Origin of the sequence: Drancourtella massiliensis (genome assembly GCF_016900655.1) — a bacterium.
GTDB lineage: Bacteria > Bacillota > Clostridia > Lachnospirales > Lachnospiraceae > Sellimonas > Sellimonas catena.
This window is the reverse complement of the sequence record NZ_JACJKH010000039.1, coordinates 1-16762: the sequence shown is the minus strand read 5'-3', so window position 1 is coordinate 16762 and position 16762 is coordinate 1. Positions and strand designations below refer to the sequence as shown.

General features: G+C 48.6%; 14 protein-coding genes. 1 reads left to right on the top strand and 13 read right to left on the bottom strand.

Going from position 1 to position 16762, the window contains the following annotated elements; all coding sequences use genetic code 11:
• Positions 1–152 precede the first annotated feature (152 nt).
• On the bottom strand, positions 153–2549 hold the full coding sequence (locus H6A32_RS14990) for a YhgE/Pip domain-containing protein (RefSeq protein WP_204864732.1): 2397 nt from the start codon (positions 2547–2549) through the stop codon (positions 153–155).
• A gap of 184 nt (positions 2550–2733) precedes the next feature.
• On the opposite strand from H6A32_RS14990, the gene H6A32_RS14985 reads away from it, so the two are divergent.
• Positions 2734–3327: a TetR/AcrR family transcriptional regulator gene (locus H6A32_RS14985; protein WP_118636115.1), complete on the top strand. Its 594-nt coding sequence runs from the start codon at positions 2734–2736 to the stop codon at positions 3325–3327.
• A 70-nt stretch (positions 3328–3397) separates the two neighbouring features.
• On the opposite strand, the gene tuf is transcribed toward H6A32_RS14985, so the two are convergent.
• From tuf to glyA, 12 genes are all read right to left on the bottom strand, one after another.
• Positions 3398–4591 carry an elongation factor Tu gene (gene tuf / locus H6A32_RS14980; protein WP_087253568.1) on the bottom strand — a complete coding sequence of 398 codons (1194 nt, stop codon included), beginning with the start codon at positions 4589–4591 and terminating at the stop codon, positions 3398–3400.
• 109 nt (positions 4592–4700) lie between these two features.
• On the bottom strand, positions 4701–6818 hold the full coding sequence (fusA, locus tag H6A32_RS14975) for an elongation factor G (RefSeq protein ID WP_087167043.1): 2118 nt from the start codon (positions 6816–6818) through the stop codon (positions 4701–4703).
• A 74-nt stretch (positions 6819–6892) separates the two neighbouring features.
• On the bottom strand, positions 6893–7363 hold the full coding sequence (gene rpsG, locus H6A32_RS14970) for a 30S ribosomal protein S7 (protein ID WP_207651994.1): 471 nt from the start codon (positions 7361–7363) through the stop codon (positions 6893–6895).
• Between the two features lie 157 nt (positions 7364–7520).
• Positions 7521–7943 (bottom strand): 30S ribosomal protein S12, encoded by a 423-nt coding sequence (gene rpsL / locus H6A32_RS14965; RefSeq protein ID WP_087167041.1) that lies wholly within the window; start codon positions 7941–7943, stop codon positions 7521–7523.
• A gap of 131 nt (positions 7944–8074) precedes the next feature.
• Positions 8075–8587, bottom strand: a complete 513-nt coding sequence (locus H6A32_RS14960) for a GNAT family N-acetyltransferase (protein ID WP_087167040.1) — start codon at positions 8585–8587, stop codon at positions 8075–8077.
• Positions 8588–8683: 96 nt separating this feature from the next.
• The gene (gene lpdA, locus H6A32_RS14955; RefSeq protein WP_204864731.1) at positions 8684–10105 is read right to left on the bottom strand and encodes a dihydrolipoyl dehydrogenase; all 1422 of its coding nucleotides are present in this window, start codon (positions 10103–10105) and stop codon (positions 8684–8686) included.
• Positions 10106–11104, bottom strand: coding sequence for a lipoate--protein ligase (locus H6A32_RS14950; protein ID WP_138373392.1), 999 nt, complete (start codon positions 11102–11104; stop codon positions 10106–10108). It lies immediately after the preceding gene.
• An 11-nt stretch (positions 11105–11115) separates the two neighbouring features.
• Entirely contained in the window at positions 11116–12546 is a 1431-nt protein-coding gene (gene gcvPB / locus H6A32_RS14945; protein ID WP_204864730.1) for an aminomethyl-transferring glycine dehydrogenase subunit GcvPB, read from the bottom strand.
• A complete protein-coding gene (gcvPA, locus tag H6A32_RS14940; protein WP_204864729.1) occupies positions 12540–13859 on the bottom strand; it encodes an aminomethyl-transferring glycine dehydrogenase subunit GcvPA in 1320 nt (439 codons plus the stop codon). Before gcvPA ends, gcvPB begins: the two co-directional genes overlap by 7 nt.
• 20 nt (positions 13860–13879) lie before the next feature.
• The gene (gcvH, locus tag H6A32_RS14935; RefSeq protein ID WP_191434204.1) at positions 13880–14260 is read right to left on the bottom strand and encodes a glycine cleavage system protein GcvH; all 381 of its coding nucleotides are present in this window, start codon (positions 14258–14260) and stop codon (positions 13880–13882) included.
• 23 nt (positions 14261–14283) lie between these two features.
• Complete coding sequence (gene gcvT / locus H6A32_RS14930; RefSeq protein ID WP_204864728.1) at positions 14284–15372, bottom strand: glycine cleavage system aminomethyltransferase GcvT; 1089 nt, start codon at positions 15370–15372, stop codon at positions 14284–14286.
• 14 nt (positions 15373–15386) lie between these two features.
• Positions 15387–16634: a serine hydroxymethyltransferase gene (gene glyA / locus H6A32_RS14925; RefSeq protein ID WP_430749596.1), complete on the bottom strand. Its 1248-nt coding sequence runs from the start codon at positions 16632–16634 to the stop codon at positions 15387–15389.
• Between the last annotated feature and the right edge of the window lie 128 nt (positions 16635–16762).

The following is a 16762-nucleotide window of genomic DNA, read 5'->3' as shown; positions in this document are numbered from 1 at the left end:
TGGTTGTCGTTAGCCATCTTTTTCTCTTTTTAGAGGATAAAGTTCAGGGGCAGATGTGACTCGTATGAGTCACATCTGCCCCTGATTTGGACTATCTATTTCCCGATAGCCCCTAAATAATTTAGAATCTTTATGCAATGGCACCTCATCCATCATGCCAGTCCATGCTCTTCCAGCCACACCATCCATGTATTTTTGCCTTCCCGCATTTTCCGGGATCTCACAGTGAACTCCAGAATCGTAAGTCCTGTAAATACAAGGAACAGAATCAGCAGGAAAATGAGACATCCCCGGATACTCTCGCCGCCGCTTATGGTACTGCGGAACGCCTGCACCGTATAGGTAAACGGCACCCAGTCATGAAGATACGGCACAAATGATCCGGACAGTTCATAAGGGTACGTACCTACAGAACCGGCCAGCTGGATCACCATGAATATCAGCATCAGGAAACTTCCTACACGGCCCAGCAGACTGGTAAAGAAGTACATCACCGACATAAATGCAAGCGATGCCCCACACGCTACCAGAACGGTCTTTCCAATTTCCGCAGGAGTAAAACCATCAAATATATGGAGTGCACCAATCATAACTACCGCCTGTAGAACTGCTGTCAGATAGAGCACAGATGCCTTGCTGATCCACCAGCGGAAGCCGGATTTCATTTTTCCTCCATAACTGGTCAGCGGATACATCAGGCTGAACGCAATACAGCCGACCCACAGCCCTACAGACATCATATACGGCGCCATTGCATGGCCGTTGTTGGCAACCTCCGTGATCTGTGTCTCTTCTGTATCTACCGGTGCAGCAAACATATCCGTCGCCTCATCTGACGTATTCGTTTCCCGGATCTGCGCCGCACCGCTTCCCAGTTCTTTTGACAACGTATCCGCACCGTCCGAAACCTGATCGATCCCATCGCCCAGTTCGCGACTGCCGTCAGAAAGTTGTTCCGCTCCTTTGCTGATCTGGCCGGCTCCATCTGTCAACTTTGCCGCCCCCTCCGTCAATGCTTTACTGTTCAAAGTAAGCTTGCCGGCTCCGGAAACAAGCGTATCCGTTCCGTCTTTCAGCTTCGTACTTCCCTGTGCCAACGCTCCAAGGCCACTGTTCAGTTCCGCAGCTCCTTTCCGGAGCGCTGATGTTCCCTGCTTCTGAAGCTGATCTGCTCCTGAAGCAGCAGCGGAAATTCCTCTCACCAGTACCGGAGCCTGCTCTGCCAGTGCGGACGTCCCGGACTGAAGCTGTCCGATCCCGTTTTTCAGGGAATCCGCACCATTCTGCACAGTGGAAATACCATTCTGAAGTTCCGGAATCTTCGATGCAAGCTGTGTGCTTCCTGCTGCCGCTTCATCAACACCGTATGTATAATCGGAAACACCTGCAGACAATATTTCTGCCTGTTGCTGTACTGCTGCAATCTGTGTCCTCAGTTCTTCCGGTACGCCTTCTGCTCCGGCAAGTGCCGCCAGCGCCTGGCTGATCCCGGCCGCCCCATTACGCAACGACCGGGAACTGGATGCAGCAGACTGTAGACCGGAGCTAAGAGAATCCGCTCCGTCTTTCAGGTTGGCTGCCCCTTCAGACAGAGCTGTAATCCCGCCGGAAAGCTGTTTTGCTCCGTCATTTAAAGAAGCTGCTCCGTCATTCAGCGCATCTGCCGCATCCGGAAGGGCAGATGCGGCCGCATTCAGTTCGGACAGTCCGGCGTTGAGAGCAGTCATATTATCATCCACATCCGCCGCACCGGCTGCCAGATCGGAGCCGCCTTTCTGTGCATCATTTACGCCGCTGTCCAGCGCATTTACACCGTTTTGCAATTCTTCTGCTCCTGCTGCCGCCGTACTGACTCCATCTGTATACTGATCAAGCCCTACTTCTAATTCCTGACTTCCATCCGCGAATACCAGAGCGCTCTTGGAAAGAATCTGCAGATTGTCGGTAATCGTCCGATTTCCGTCGGCCAACTGATCCGCCCCATCTTTCAATTCACCCGAACCGTCAGCTGCCTCCTGCATTCCGTCCCCCACTTCCGCAAGTTTATCAAACAGGACTTCTGTATACGTCCTGGTAACCTCTTCCCGTACTGAACTTTCCAGTTCCTTCATCGCCGTCTCGCTCATCTTGGATGCGATATAATTTGTTCCCGGATTCGTTTCATAGGACAACGTCATCTTTTCCGGGTTCGCATCCGTCAGCGATGCGGCATGAGCTGAAAACTCTTCCGGTATGGTAATAACCATATAGTATGTACCATCCTTAAGTCCTTTCTGCGCTTCTTTGTCTGACGGAAACTGAAAGTCAAGAGAATCGTTGTCTTTCAGTTCGTCCATCAATGTGCCGCCAATATCCAGCTTCTGATCTGCATAAGTCACCGGAACGTCATGATTGATGACAGCCACCGGAAGCTTATCCAGATTTCCGTATGGATCCCACATAGATCCAAGGAAAAGTGTCGTATAGATTGTCGGGATTGCGATGACCGCGACTGTAACAATCAGTAAAATCTTATTTTTGAACAGACTGTGCCATTCCTGCTTCAACATCGTTTTCTTTCTCCTCTCTTTTTGCAACATTAATTCTATTAATAGATATTGTGTTGATTTTTCTGTCACCATGAATTATAGTAAAATCAGAAAAGAGATACAACCATTAATGTGACGGCTCTCTGTCTGTTAATGGATAAGCAAACGACATAATGTCTATTATTTTAAGAGGAGGATTTATTTCATGCCAAAAACTATGGACCGGCGGATTCGCAAGACAAGAGCCCAGCTCCGTCAGGGGCTGGCCGAACTTCTGAAAGAAAAAAGTTTAAAGGAGATCACAATTAAGGAACTCGTAGAAAAAGTGGACATTAACCGCTCCACCTTCTATTTACACTATACGGATATCTATGACATGATGGAAAAGATTGAAAATGAACTGACCGGGGAGATTGAAGATCTGATCCATACCCATCCGGTCAGCCCTTTCAATGAGGACAGCTTCCCGTTCATCGAAGACATTTTCTCTATCCTTGCGGAAAACCGTGATATTTGTGCCGCCCTCCTGGGACCTAACGGAGACATCTCCTTCCTGCACCGGATTGAGAATATTCTTTCCGAACACAGTCTGAATGCTCTGAAAGAAACATTTCCAGGGAAGATGGATGATCTGACATATTATTATGCCTTTTGCCTTTCCGGCTGCATCGGTCTGGTCAAGACCTGGCTGTCAGAAGAATCCTCCGCAAGTCCCCAGCATATGGCTGAACTTACATTTAAACTCATTATGAATACACTGAGAGGTTTCTATCCGGACTTCTCCGTAAGACATTCCTGATATTTACGAAAAGATAAAGCTTAAAAAGGGATTGCCGTTCGGCAATCCCTTAAATCTTCGCTATATTAGATTACTCGATGATTGTAGCAACACGGCCTGATCCTACAGTACGTCCACCTTCACGGATAGCGAAACGAAGTCCCTGCTCCATAGCTACTGGATGGATCAGTTCAACTGTCATTTCTACGTTATCTCCAGGCATGCACATTTCTGTTCCTTCCGGAAGTTCGCAAACACCTGTTACGTCTGTTGTTCTGAAGTAGAACTGCGGACGGTAGTTGTTGAAGAATGGAGTATGACGTCCACCTTCATCTTTTGTCAGAACGTAAACCTGAGCTGTAAATTTGTGGTGGCATGTTACAGAACCTGGTTTACAAAGAACCTGTCCTCTTTCGATTTCTGTTCTCTGAACACCACGAAGCAGAGCACCGATGTTGTCACCAGCCTGAGCTTCATCAAGAAGTTTACGGAACATTTCAACACCTGTTACAACAACTTTACGTGTTTCTTCATGGATACCAACGATTTCTACTTCATCAGATACGTGAAGTGTACCACGTTCTACTCTACCTGTAGCAACTGTACCACGTCCTGTGATAGAGAATACGTCTTCGACCGGCATAAGGAACGGTTTGTCTGTGTCACGTTCCGGATCCGGAATGTAGCTGTCAACAGCATCCATAAGTTCCATGATCTTGTCTCCCCATTCTCCGCTCGGATCTTCCAGAGCTTTCAGAGCAGATCCTCTGATGATCGGAGTGTCATCTCCCGGGAATTCATACTCGTCAAGGAGTTCACGGATTTCCATTTCTACTAATTCAAGAAGTTCTTCGTCGTCTACCATATCACATTTGTTCATGAATACAACGATGTAAGGTACACCTACCTGACGGGACAGAAGGATGTGCTCTCTTGTCTGAGCCATAACACCATCTGTAGCAGCTACTACAAGGATAGCTCCGTCCATCTGAGCTGCTCCTGTGATCATGTTCTTAACGTAGTCAGCATGACCTGGGCAGTCAACGTGTGCGTAGTGACGTTTCTCTGTTTCGTACTCTACGTGAGCTGTGGAGATTGTGATACCACGTTCTCTTTCTTCTGGTGCTTTATCGATATTTTCGAAATCTACTGCAGCGTTACCAGCAACTCTTTCTGCAAGAGTTTTTGTGATAGCAGCTGTTAAAGTAGTTTTACCATGGTCAACGTGTCCGATTGTACCAATATTACAATGTGGTTTTGTTCTTTCAAATTTAGCCTTTGCCATTTGAATAATCCTCCTTAATTCTACCCTCAAGCAGGGCAATTTTTTTAATTTAAAAGTTTACTCAGCTATATCTGATTATATTTCAAAACTGCTGAATTTTCAAGCCTTTTTAAGCTTTTTTATTGGATAATACCTTTTCCTGTACATTCTTCGGTACCTGCTCATATTTCTCAAAGAACATAGAGTAGTTACCACGTCCCTGTGTTCTGGAACGAAGATCTGTAGAGTATCCGAACATTTCAGAAAGCGGTACATATGCACGTACAATCTTTCCTCCGCCCAGGTCATCCATTCCTTCGATACGTCCACGACGGGAGTTGATGTCACCGATAACATCACCCATATATTCTTCCGGCATTGTTACTTCTACTTTCATGATAGGTTCAAGAAGTACCGGAGCTGATTTTGCCATCGCATCCTTGAATGCAAGGGAACCAGCGATATGGAATGCCATTTCGGATGAGTCGACTTCATGGTAGGATCCATCGTATACATTTGCATGGATACCAACAACCGGGAATCCTCCAAGGATACCGGATTTCATAGCTTCTTCGATACCTTCACCTACTGCCGGGATATATTCCTTCGGAATAGCACCGCCGACAACAGTGGATTCGAATTTATATGTTTCTTCACCGTTGACATCCATTGGCTCGAATTTAACTTTACAATGTCCGTACTGTCCACGTCCACCGGACTGTTTAGCGTACTTGCTGTCTACATCAACCGGTTTTGTGAAAGTTTCTTTGTAAGCAACCTGAGGTGCACCTACATTAGCCTCTACCTTGAATTCACGGAGAAGTCTGTCTACGATGATTTCAAGATGGAGCTCACCCATACCGGCGATGATGGTCTGTCCTGTCTCATGGTCTGTATGAGCACGGAATGTCGGGTCTTCTTCTGCAAGTTTTGCAAGAGATTCACCAAGTTTGCCCTGAGAAGCTTTTGTCTTCGGCTCGATAGCAAGCTCGATAACCGGTTCCGGGAATTCCATGGATTCAAGGATTACCGGGTGCTGATCGTCACAGATTGTATCTCCTGTTGTGGAGAATTTGAATCCGATCGCTGCAGCGATATCTCCAGAGTAAACTTTGTCAAGTTCTGCTCTCTTGTTGGCATGCATCTGAAGGATACGTCCAACACGTTCTTTTTTATTCTTTGTCGCGTTCAGGACATAAGAACCGGAGTTCATTGTTCCTGAATATACACGGAAGTAAGCAAGCTTACCTACGAACGGGTCTGTCATGATCTTGAATACGAGAGCGGAGAACGGCTCTTCGTCAGAAGAATGTCTCTCTACTTCGTTTCCGTCTTCATCAACACCCTTGATAGCCGGGATATCTGTCGGAGCCGGCATATACTCAAGGATTGCATCCAGAAGTTTCTGAACACCTTTGTTTCTGTAAGCAGATCCACAGCATACCGGAACAGCTGTACATTCGCATGTCGCTTTTCTCAGTACTCTCTTCAGATCTTCTACTGCCGGTTCTTCACCTTCCAGATATTCCATCATCAGGTCGTCGTCAAGTTCACAGATCTTTTCAACGAGCTCTGTACGATATAATTCCGCATCATCTTTCATTTCTTCCGGAATGTCGCATACAGTGATGTCATCACCTTTTTCATCATTGTAGATGTATGCCTGCATTTCCATCAGGTCGATGATACCTTTGAATTCGTCTTCTTTTCCGATTGGAAGCTGAAGACAGATTGCGTTTTTACCTAATCTTGTTTTGATCTGTTCAACTGCATTGTAGAAATCTGCACCCAGAATGTCCATCTTGTTGATGAAAGCCATACGAGGTACGTTGTAAGTGTCAGCCTGACGCCATACGTTTTCTGACTGAGGCTCTACACCACCTTTGGCACAGAACACACCTACAGCACCGTCAAGTACACGCAGGGAACGCTCTACTTCTACTGTGAAGTCAACGTGTCCCGGAGTATCGATGATGTTGATACGGTGCTCAAGAGCGCCCGGCTTCGGTTTCGTCTTTTCTTCCAGTGTCCAGTGACATGTTGTAGCAGCTGAAGTGATCGTGATACCTCTTTCCTGCTCCTGCTCCATCCAGTCCATGGTAGCAGTACCTTCATGTGTATCACCGATCTTGTAGTTTACACCGGTATAGTAGAGAATACGCTCTGTCAGCGTAGTCTTACCAGCATCGATGTGAGCCATGATACCGATGTTTCTTGTTCTCTCTAATGGATATTCTCTTCCAGCCAAGACTTTTTCCTCCTAAACTAATAAGATCGACTGTTTCCTGCCATATCCGGCAGAACCGTCTCCAGGGAGAATCCTTAGAAACGGTAGTGAGCAAACGCTTTGTTTGCTTCTGCCATCTTGTGCATATCTTCTTTTCTCTTCACAGATGCTCCTGTGTTGTTTGCAGCATCCAGAATTTCGTTGGCCAATCTTTCTTCCATTGTCTTTTCTCCTCTGTTACGGGAGAATGTTGTCAGCCAGCGAAGAGCTAACGCCTGTCTTCTGTCAGCACGTACTTCGATCGGTACCTGGTATGTTGCACCTCCGATACGTCTTGCCTTTACTTCCAGTACAGGCATGATGTTGTTCATTGCCTCTTCGAATACTTCGATCGCCGGTTTGTCAGCTTTCTCGGCAACTCTTTCAAATGCGCCATATACAATCTTCTGTGCTACACCTTTCTTACCATCCAGCATGATGTTGTTGATAAGCTTTGTAACAACTTTGTTATTGTATAATGGATCCGCTAATACGTCTCTTTTCTGAGTATGTCCTTTACGTGGCACGGTCCTTCCCTCCTTAATCATAATTGGATTAAATCATCAGTACTCGCTTCACAGTTTGCGTTCGTGCGGCAGGGACATATCAGTATATGTCAATCCGCAACCTACTAATTTCATAGTCCTGTGATACGATAACGATTTTGTTACTTTAAACTTTTACTTATTTCTTTGCGTCTTTCGGTCTCTTAGCACCATATTTTGAACGTGCCTGACGTCTCTTTGCAACACCTGCTGTATCAAGTGTTCCGCGGACGATGTGGTATCTTGTACCTGGCAGGTCCTTAACACGGCCTCCACGGATCAGAACAACGCTGTGTTCCTGAAGGTTGTGTCCTTCTCCCGGGATGTAGCTTGTTACTTCGATTCCGTTAGACAGACGAACTCTGGCAATTTTTCTAAGAGCTGAGTTAGGCTTCTTAGGTGTAGCTGTCTTAACTGCTGTACATACACCTCTCTTCTGCGGAGCAGATGCATTGATAGCTCTTTTTCTCAGAGAGTTGTATCCTTTCTGAAGCGCCGGAGCTGTAGATTTCTTTACAGAAACCTCACGTCCTTTTTTTACTAACTGGTTGAATGTTGGCATTCCTTTCACCTCCTACGAATAATTAATAGGTTTGCTTGAAAATTTCTGATTTGCGCACAAAAATATCACGTATTTCCACACGCGCTTAATCATTGTATTACGTCTAAAAGGAAAAGTCAAGGCTTTTTACATTAATTTATCATCATTCCCATGATGTAAAGGTCATAGTAAACGCCGTTCAGAAGTGTGGAGTTTTTCCGGCATCCTTCGATCTCAAATCCGAATTTCATGTAGAGAGCAACGGCAGGGATGTTGTCCGCTCTGGTGTCCAGGCTGATTCTGGTTGTAACGCCGTTTCCTTTGCACCAGTCGATCAGCATCTGGATCAGTCTGCTTCCGATCCCCTGTTTCTGATATTTCTTTGCCACTACAATTCCCAGTTCACCGTCGTGGCGTGCTTTGATTTTGTGTGTGGAATGAATTGTAGCAATTCCTGCAATCTCCTCTCCGTCCATGGCAAGGAGCATCCGGTTTGTCTGATTGCCTTCCAGGGAGCGGATTTCATCCTCCTGCTCGCTTACAGTCATCGGATATTCGTCCTTCTCAAAGCTTAAATAGCTTGTCTCCCCTCCTACATAATTGTAGAATGCCACAATCTTTTCTGCATCCTCCACTTTCGCATCTCTGTAAATGATTTCTGACATAATTGTTCCCTCCTTTTTTCTTCTATCATATCCGTTTTTTTATCTTATGGCAACAAAAAGACAGGGTGCTTTATACACCCTGCCAGATTGCTTTTCTTATGATCGCTTTTTCTTCGGAACGACATGGACAGCCCCGCCTTCCAGTTCTTCCAGTGCCTCTCCGATTCCTTCATTATAGGTAGGATGGGCTCTCATTCCCTTTAAGAGCTGAGATATTGTCATCCGATTGGTTATGGCCGTCACGAATTCTCCAATCATGTCCGTTGCCCGCGCGCACATCATCTGTGCTCCCAGTATGGTCTTTGTCTCCTTATCCGCCACCACCTTGATAAATCCACGCTCTTCTTTCGTGATCAACGATTTCCCATTGGCACTCATAATGAACTTTCCGGTTTCCACCTGAATCCCTTTTTCCTTTGCTTCCTCTTCCGTCATTCCGGCCGATGCAATTTCCGGATCTGTGTAGACACAGCCTGGAACAACACTCAGATCCACCGACCGCTCCCGGCCTGCCAGGTGTTCCGCCACGGCAATGCCCTGGGCACTCGCTGCATGAGCCAGCTGGGCTCCGCCGATCAGGTCACCGATGGCATATACATGCGGAATGTTTGTCCGAAAATCCGCATCCACAGTGATGCGCCCGCGCTCCATCTCAGGAGCCGCGCCCTCCGCAAAAAGGCCGTCCATATTGGCGCACCTGCCCACCGCACAGAGCACACAGTCTCCTTTTGCCTCCTGCTCTTTTTCCTTTTCCACATACCGGCACCGGTATCCGTCTCCATCCTGTTCCACTGTCTGTACCGACGCGGATGTATGGATCTCGATTCCTCGCTTTTTCAGGATCATCTTCAGATTCTGGGAAATTTCTTTGTCCATATTCGGAACAATTCTCGGCATCGCCTCCAGAATCTTCACCCGGCTTCCCAGAGCCGCATAGACAGTGGCAAATTCCACACTGATGACACCGCCTCCGATAATCACCATGCTCTGCGGCGGTTCTTCCATCCGGAACAGCTCATCACTCGTGATGACTCCAGGCAGCTCTATTCCCGGAATCGGAATCTTAAGCGGTTTTGATCCGGACGCCAGAAGCACGTTCGATGCCTTGTATCTCTGTTCTCCATCCTCCGATGAGACAAGGACTTCCTTCTCTTCTCCATTTTCAGGAAGCAGGGTTCCGGTTCCCTTCAGGACCGTCACGCCATTTGCCTTTAAAAGCTGTTCAATTCCCTGAACAAGCTGCTGTGTCGTCTCTTCCTTATATGCCAGGATTTTCCCGTAATCATAGGTGACATCAGAGGCGCAGATTCCAAATTCCGCGCAGTGCTGCATCTCCCTGTACAGAGAGGATGCATGAATCATGGCCTTTGCCGGAATACAGCCCCGGTTCAGGCAGGTACCTCCGATATCCCTGTTCTCGACAACCGCCGTGCGAAGCCCCAGTTTCGCGGCTTTGATGGCAGCCACATAGCCGCCCGGCCCTGCGCCGATTACAATCAGATCAAATTGTCCTTCCATCTACCATTCCTCTTCTTTCATCCATTCTATCAGATCTTTCAGCATCTTCTCTTCTTCCGGATCTTCTGACCAGTACAGACCTAGTTCGATACAGATGCTTCTGCTGGAAAACCGTACTCCGTTCAGATAGTTCGGAAGAGCTTCAATCATCCCGGTTTTGAGGGCATCCGAATAGACTGCCGCATCCTTGATCTTCCCGTTTTCCACCTGAAACCGGATGGTTACCTCGCCCCATGGGAATTTCCTCGTGATTTCATGCTGAAAAGGGATCTTTCTTCCATAGAGCCATTCCCAGGATCTGAAATATTCCGCCCTGCTTTCTATTTCCTTTTTCTCCCGGTCATCCAGCTTCCGTTCCTGTACCGGAAGGCCATACACCTCTCCAAAGGCCTGGCGGAGAGCGTACTTCAGATCATCAATGGTCAAATCCGGAAGATACGTTCTCAGATTCGCCACTCTGGACCGTACTGAATCCACTCCTTTGGATTTCAGTTTCTCCCTGGAGACGGTCAGATAGCTTCCCAGTTTTTCCTTGTCCACATCCAGCATGATCGTTCCATGGTGATAGCAGTGCTCTCCATGGCGGTAAAATGCGTTCCCGGAAAATTTCTTCCCGTCAATCAAAAGATCATTCCGGCCGGACGCCTCAATGTGCAGTCCCAGATGTTCCAGCGCCCCGGCAATGACCGAAAGCTGCCGTTTGACATCATAATATTCTCCGGAAACCAGAAAGGTAAAATTCAAATTTCCCAGATCATGATATACCGCTCCTCCTCCGGAAAGCCGTCTTGCCAGATGGCCTCCGTCCCTCTCCAGCTGTTCTGTTCTGCATTCTTTCCATGCGTTCTGGTTTTTCCCGATCACCACGGTCTTTTCGTTCTGCCAGAGGTAGAGAATGCACTCCTTCTCCTTACATCCAAAGAGAAGAAACTCCTCCAGCGCAAGATTTCTGTACGGATCGGTTCCGTGACTTTCTATATATGTAAGTGTTTCCAACATGTCGCTTCACCCTATTCATCAAAATGCCAGCGCAGCACCGGATGTCTGGCTGCCTCCACTTCATCCAGCCGTGTAACCGGTGTGGTAACCGGAGCACGATGCAGTTGATCCGGATATTCCAGTGCCTGACGATACAGATTATGGAAGACCTCCAGCGCTTCATCCAGCGTTTCGCGTGATTCTGTCTCTGTCGGTTCGATCATCAATGCCTCGTCGACAATCAGCGGAAAATACATGGTCGGCGGATGAATGCCATTGTCAAGCAGTCCTTTGGCGATATCCATGGCGGAAATACCCGTCTTCTTTTTCAGATCGGCAAGGCTGATGACAAACTCATGCATGCAGCTCTTTCCGTATGCCGCCGGGAAGATATCCTTTAACCCGTTCATCATATAATTGGCATTTAATACTGCATTCCTGCCTGCTTCCGGGATGCCTTCTTTTCCAAGCGTCATCAGGTAGGAAAGGGCCCGCACCACGACGAGGAAGTTGCCGTAAAAGCTTTTCATTTCCCCGATGCTGTGTTCCGGTTTCTTCATATAATAATGCTCGTCTTTTTCCACAAGAACGGAAGGAAGGAACTCTGCGAGCAGTTCTTTACATCCTACCGGTCCGCTTCCCGGCCCTCCGCCTCCATGCGGGGTGGAAAAAGTTTTGTGAAGATTCAGATGGACAACATCAAATCCCATGTCTCCCGGACGGACCGTTCCCATTACCGCGTTCAGATTCGCCCCGTCATAGTAGCAGAGTCCGCCGCATTCATGGATGATTTCCGTAATCTCCAGGATGTGTTTTTCAAAAATTCCAAGAGTATTCGGATTCGTCAGCATGATTCCTGCGGTCTCTTCGTCCGCCGCTTCTTTCAGCTTTTCCAGGTCCACGCAGCCATCCGCGTCTGACGGAACACTGACCACTTTATAGCCTGCCATCACCGCGCTGGCCGGGTTGGTTCCGTGTGCGGAATCCGGCACCAGAATCTTCGTTCTCCTGGTATCTCCCCTGCTTTCGTGGTAGGCCCGGATCAGGAGAAGTCCCGTAAACTCGCCGTGGGCTCCTGCCGCCGGCTGGAATACCATCCGGTCCATACCGGTAATGGCGCAGAGATATTTCTCCGCCTTATCGAGTACTTCCAGGCATCCCTGTACGGTATGTTCCGGCTGAAGCGGGTGAATCCCGGTAAATCCCGGAAGTGCCGCTGCCGCCTCGTTGATCTTCGGGTTATATTTCATCGTACAAGAACCAAGCGGATAAAATCCATCGTTGACTCCGTGGGACTTTCTCGCCAGTTCACTGTAATGTCTGCTCAGATCCCCCTCTGCGATTTCCGGAAGATGGAGGGCTTTCTGTCTCTGGTCTTCCTGCGGAAGTCTGGTCTCTTCCACATCGCACGCAGGAAGCATGCTGCATCCGCGTCCCGGTCTGCTTTTTTCAAAGATTAACATCCCTGCACCTCCTTCAGAATCCGGATGACCTCATCCATTTCTTCTTTTGTATTCATCTCCGTACAGCACCAGAGAATCCGGTGCTCATCCAGCGGATATCCTCCCAGAATTCCGTGTTCCTCCAAAGCCTTCAAGGTCTCCCCTGCCGGCACCCTGGATTCCGTCACAAATTCATGGAAAAAGTTCCCCTGATTTTTCGTGCGGTATCCGATTTTCTCCAGCTCTCCTGCCAGATAGTGTGCCTTGGAGACACACTGCACCGCCGCCTCTTTCAGTCCGTCCGATCCCATGGACGCCAGGTATACCGTCACCGCCAGTGCACAGAGCGCCTGGTTGGAACAGATATTGCTGGACGCTTTCTCTCTCCGGATATGCTGTTCTCTTGCCTGAAGTGTCAGCACATAACCGGTCTTTCCGTTTTTGTCTTTTGTCTGTCCGACAATTCTGCCAGGCAGCTTCCGCATCATCTTGTCCGTACATGCCATAAAACCAAGGTACGGTCCTCCAAATGCCAGTGGAAGCCCCATCGGCTGTCCTTCTCCGACCGCCACATCCGCTCCGTATTCAGCCGGTGTTTTTAAAATGCCAAGAGAAACCGGATTGACTCCCATCACATATTTTGCCCCGCCTTCATGGGCAATCTGTCCAATTTCTTCTGCATCCTCCAGATTTCCGTAATAATTGGGATGCTGTATGTAAACACACGCCGTTTGTGCATCGATTTGTTCTCTGAGAATCTCTTTGTCCGTACGCCCGTCCTTTTCCGGAATCAGCTCCACCTGCATTCCATTTCCGTGGCAGTAGGTCTGCACCGTCCGGATCACATACGGGGAGGACGTCTGTGAAATCAGGACTTTCTGCCGTTTTCGTTCCCGGCACATGGAAACTCCTTCTGCGGCTGCAGAAGCGCCGTCATAGACTGACGCATTGGACGCATCCATCCCGGTCAGATCACAGATCATTGTCTGATATTCAAAGATGGACTGCAGAATTCCCTGGCTGATTTCCGCCTGATACGGGGTATAGGCCGTCACAAAATTTTCCTTGGATGTGATGCTTGTGACAGCTGCCGGGATATAGTGCCGGTACGCTCCGGCACCCCGGAAGATGGTAGGAAAGATCCTGTTCTTTCCGGCCATTTTCTCCATTTCTCTTCTGACAGACAGTTCCGGCATACCCGCCGGGATCTCAAGCTCCCCTTTCAGTCTGACTTCCTCTGGAATGTCCGCAAAGAGATCATCCATGTCAGAATATCCGGCCGCCTGCAGCATTTCCTGTCTTTCTTTCTCTGTATTCGGTACATAGCCGCCCATCCGAACTCACCGCCTCTCTGTTATTCTTTCTCGCTCTCTACAAACGCCTCATACTCCGCTCCTGAGAGCAGCTCTTCTTTTTCTGTGATGTCTTTCACTTTGATAAACCACGCATCATACGGAGCCTCATTGATATATTCCGGCTCATCCAGCAGTCTTTCGTTGATTTCACATACCACACCGGATACCGGAGAGTACACATCAGACACCGCTTTGACGGATTCCACATCGCCAAATGCCTCTCCTACCTTCACCTCATCTCCCTCTTCCGGAAGATTGACAAACACCAGATCTCCAAGTTCTGACTGGGCGTAGTCCGTCAGCCCGATCACTGCAACTCCGTCTTCCTCTTTTACCCACTCATGTGATTTTACATACTTTAATTCTTCTCTGATTTCCATATCCGTTTCTCCTTTTCTGATTTTTATTTCTGTCTTTTGTAAAATGGAAGATCTACAACTTCCGCCTCCACGCTTCGTCCGCGCACGTCAACCTCCACCTTGTCTCCTGTCCTGACTGCTCCTGCCTTCACAAGCGCCATGGCGATCGGATATCCGAGATACGGGCAGTGTGTGCCGGATGTCGTCGTTCCAATCTCTGTGCCTTCCAGCGAAACCTTCTGCTCTTCCCGGATAATGCCCCGCCCGGTCACTTTCAATCCGATCCGTTCTCTCTTTGGCTCTCCTGCTTCTTCCAGCGCCTTCTTCCCGATAAAATTTTCTTTTGCCATTTTTACGGCAAACTGAAGTCCCGCTTCCAGAGGAGTCACTTCTTCGTTCATCTCGTGTCCGTAGAGCGGCATTGCAGCTTCCATCCGCAGGGTATCTCTTGCTCCCAGTCCGCACGGGATCAGTCCTTCGTCTTTCCCGGCTTCCAGAAGCGCGTTCCACATCTGCGGCGCATATTCTGCCGCCAGATACAGCTCCACGCCGTCCTCACCTGTATAGCCGGTCCTGGAAACGATACAAGGGATTTCTGCCACCCTGCCATCAAACACTGCGTGATAATATTTCTCCGGAATACTCTCTTCGTCCGTCAGTTTTCTTAAAATCTCAAGGGCTTTCGGTCCCTGGAGGGCAAGCTGCGCATACTGGTCGGAAACGTCCGTAAATGCCACGTTTCCAAACTGGTGATCCAGCATCCACTGGTAGTCCTTCTCCTTGTTTGCCGCATTGACAACGATCAGGTATTCTTCCCCGGATTTCCGGTAGACAATCAGATCATCCACCGTGCCTCCGTGTTCGTTGCACATCGGGCTGTACTTGGCCTGGCCGTCCTTGATCTTCGTATAATCATTGGTGAGAAGCATCTGAAGATTTGCCTTCGCATCTTCTCCCGTGCAGAGAATCTCTCCCATATGGGAAACATCAAAGAGCCCTGCCCGGGTGCGCACCGCCATGTGTTCCTTGATCACTCCTGTCGGATACTGCACCGGAAGAGAATAACCTGCAAACGGAACCATCTTTCCTCCGGCCTTTACATGTTCTTCATAAAGTGGTGTTTTTAATTCCATCTCCCGTCTCCTCCTTATTCATATAACGGATGTCTGTCGCAGATTTCATTGACTGTGCTGCGGATCTCGTCTGCCTTTGTATCAAAGTCTGTTGCCGCCATCTTGATCAGCTTTGCAATCGTTCTCATCTCGTCTTCTTTAAGCCCACGTGTTGTCACAGCCGGCGTTCCGATCCGGATGCCGCTTGTCACAAACGGACTTGCCGGGTCATTTGGCACCGCGTTTTTATTGACTGTGATATAAACCTCGTCCAGACGGCGCTGCAGTTCTTTTCCGGTAATGTTCATATTCTGAAGATCGACCAGCATCAGATGGTTGTCCGTTCCGCCGCTGACCAGGTCAAAGCCTTCTTCCTTCAGTGCTTCAGCCAGTGCTTTTGCATTCTTTAAAATCTGTTCCTGATAGGTCTTGAATTCCGGTTTTAACGCTTCCCCAAAGCAGACTGCCTTCGCGGCGATGATATGCATCAAAGGCCCACCCTGGGTTCCTGGAAATACCGCCTTGTTGATGGCCTTTGCGTGTTCTTCCTTGCACATGATCATGCCGCCTCTTGGTCCCCGCAGCGTCTTGTGGGTGGTCGTTGTCACCACATCTGCATAAGGAACCGGGCTCTGATGGAGTCCGGCCGCAACCAGTCCGGCAATATGCGCCATATCCACAAACAAAACGGCGCCCACTTCTTTCGCAATCTCCGCAAACCGGTCAAACCGGATCTCTCTTGGATATGCAGACGCCCCTGCAACAATCATCTTCGGTTTGCATTCCAGTGCTGTCTTTCGGATTTCATCGTAGTCCAGAAATCCTTCTTCATTGATGCTGTATGGTACAAAATGATAAAGAATTCCGGACATATTCACCGGTGAGCCGTGGGTCAGGTGTCCGCCATGGTCCAGATTGAGTCCCATCACCGTATCTCCCGGCTTCAGAAAGGCCTGATAAACCGCAATATTGGCGCTTGCCCCCGAATGCGGCTGTACACAGGCATGTTCGCATCCAAACAGCTGTTTTGCACGCTCGATTGCCAGATTTTCAATCACATCTACATATTCACAGCCTCCATAATACCGTTTCCCCGGATATCCTTCCGCATACTTGTTTGTCGGGACCGTCCCCATCGCAAGCATCACCGCCGGGCTTACTATATTTTCCGATGCGATCAGCTCCAGATTTCTTCTCTGCCTTCCAAGTTCCTGTTCCAGAGCCCCGCCGACTTCCGGATCGTACTCTTTGATGTAGTTCGTAACATCTCCTACCATACTCATACGTATTTCCTCCTCAAAGTTAGCAACCCCCATTTCAAATGGGGGTTTAATTTTAACCCCTCCAGGGTATAGTACTGGTATCCGCTAAAGCGGGTTCGCAGACACCTTGCTACTGGCAGCCTCCCATG

Excerpts from the sequence above, each read along its gene's own strand:
- H6A32_RS14990 (WP_204864732.1), bottom strand. The coding sequence starts at position 2,549 with ATGTTGAAGCAGGAATGGCACAGTCTGTTCAAAAATAAGATTTTACTG.
- H6A32_RS14985 (WP_118636115.1), top strand. The coding sequence starts at position 2,734 with ATGCCAAAAACTATGGACCGGCGGATTCGCAAGACAAGAGCCCAGCTC.
- tuf (WP_087253568.1), bottom strand. The coding sequence starts at position 4,591 with ATGGCAAAGGCTAAATTTGAAAGAACAAAACCACATTGTAATATTGGT.
- rpsL (WP_087167041.1), bottom strand. The coding sequence starts at position 7,943 with ATGCCAACATTCAACCAGTTAGTAAAAAAAGGACGTGAGGTTTCTGTA.
- H6A32_RS14960 (WP_087167040.1), bottom strand. The coding sequence starts at position 8,587 with ATGTCAGAAATCATTTACAGAGATGCGAAAGTGGAGGATGCAGAAAAG.
- lpdA (WP_204864731.1), bottom strand. The coding sequence starts at position 10,105 with ATGGAAGGACAATTTGATCTGATTGTAATCGGCGCAGGGCCGGGCGGC.
- H6A32_RS14950 (WP_138373392.1), bottom strand. The coding sequence starts at position 11,104 with ATGTTGGAAACACTTACATATATAGAAAGTCACGGAACCGATCCGTAC.
- gcvPB (WP_204864730.1), bottom strand. The coding sequence starts at position 12,546 with ATGTTAATCTTTGAAAAAAGCAGACCGGGACGCGGATGCAGCATGCTT.
- gcvPA (WP_204864729.1), bottom strand. The coding sequence starts at position 13,859 with ATGGGCGGCTATGTACCGAATACAGAGAAAGAAAGACAGGAAATGCTG.
- gcvH (WP_191434204.1), bottom strand. The coding sequence starts at position 14,260 with ATGGAAATCAGAGAAGAATTAAAGTATGTAAAATCACATGAGTGGGTA.
- gcvT (WP_204864728.1), bottom strand. The coding sequence starts at position 15,372 with ATGGAATTAAAAACACCACTTTATGAAGAACATGTAAAGGCCGGAGGA.
- glyA (WP_430749596.1), bottom strand. The coding sequence starts at position 16,634 with ATGAGTATGGTAGGAGATGTTACGAACTACATCAAAGAGTACGATCCG.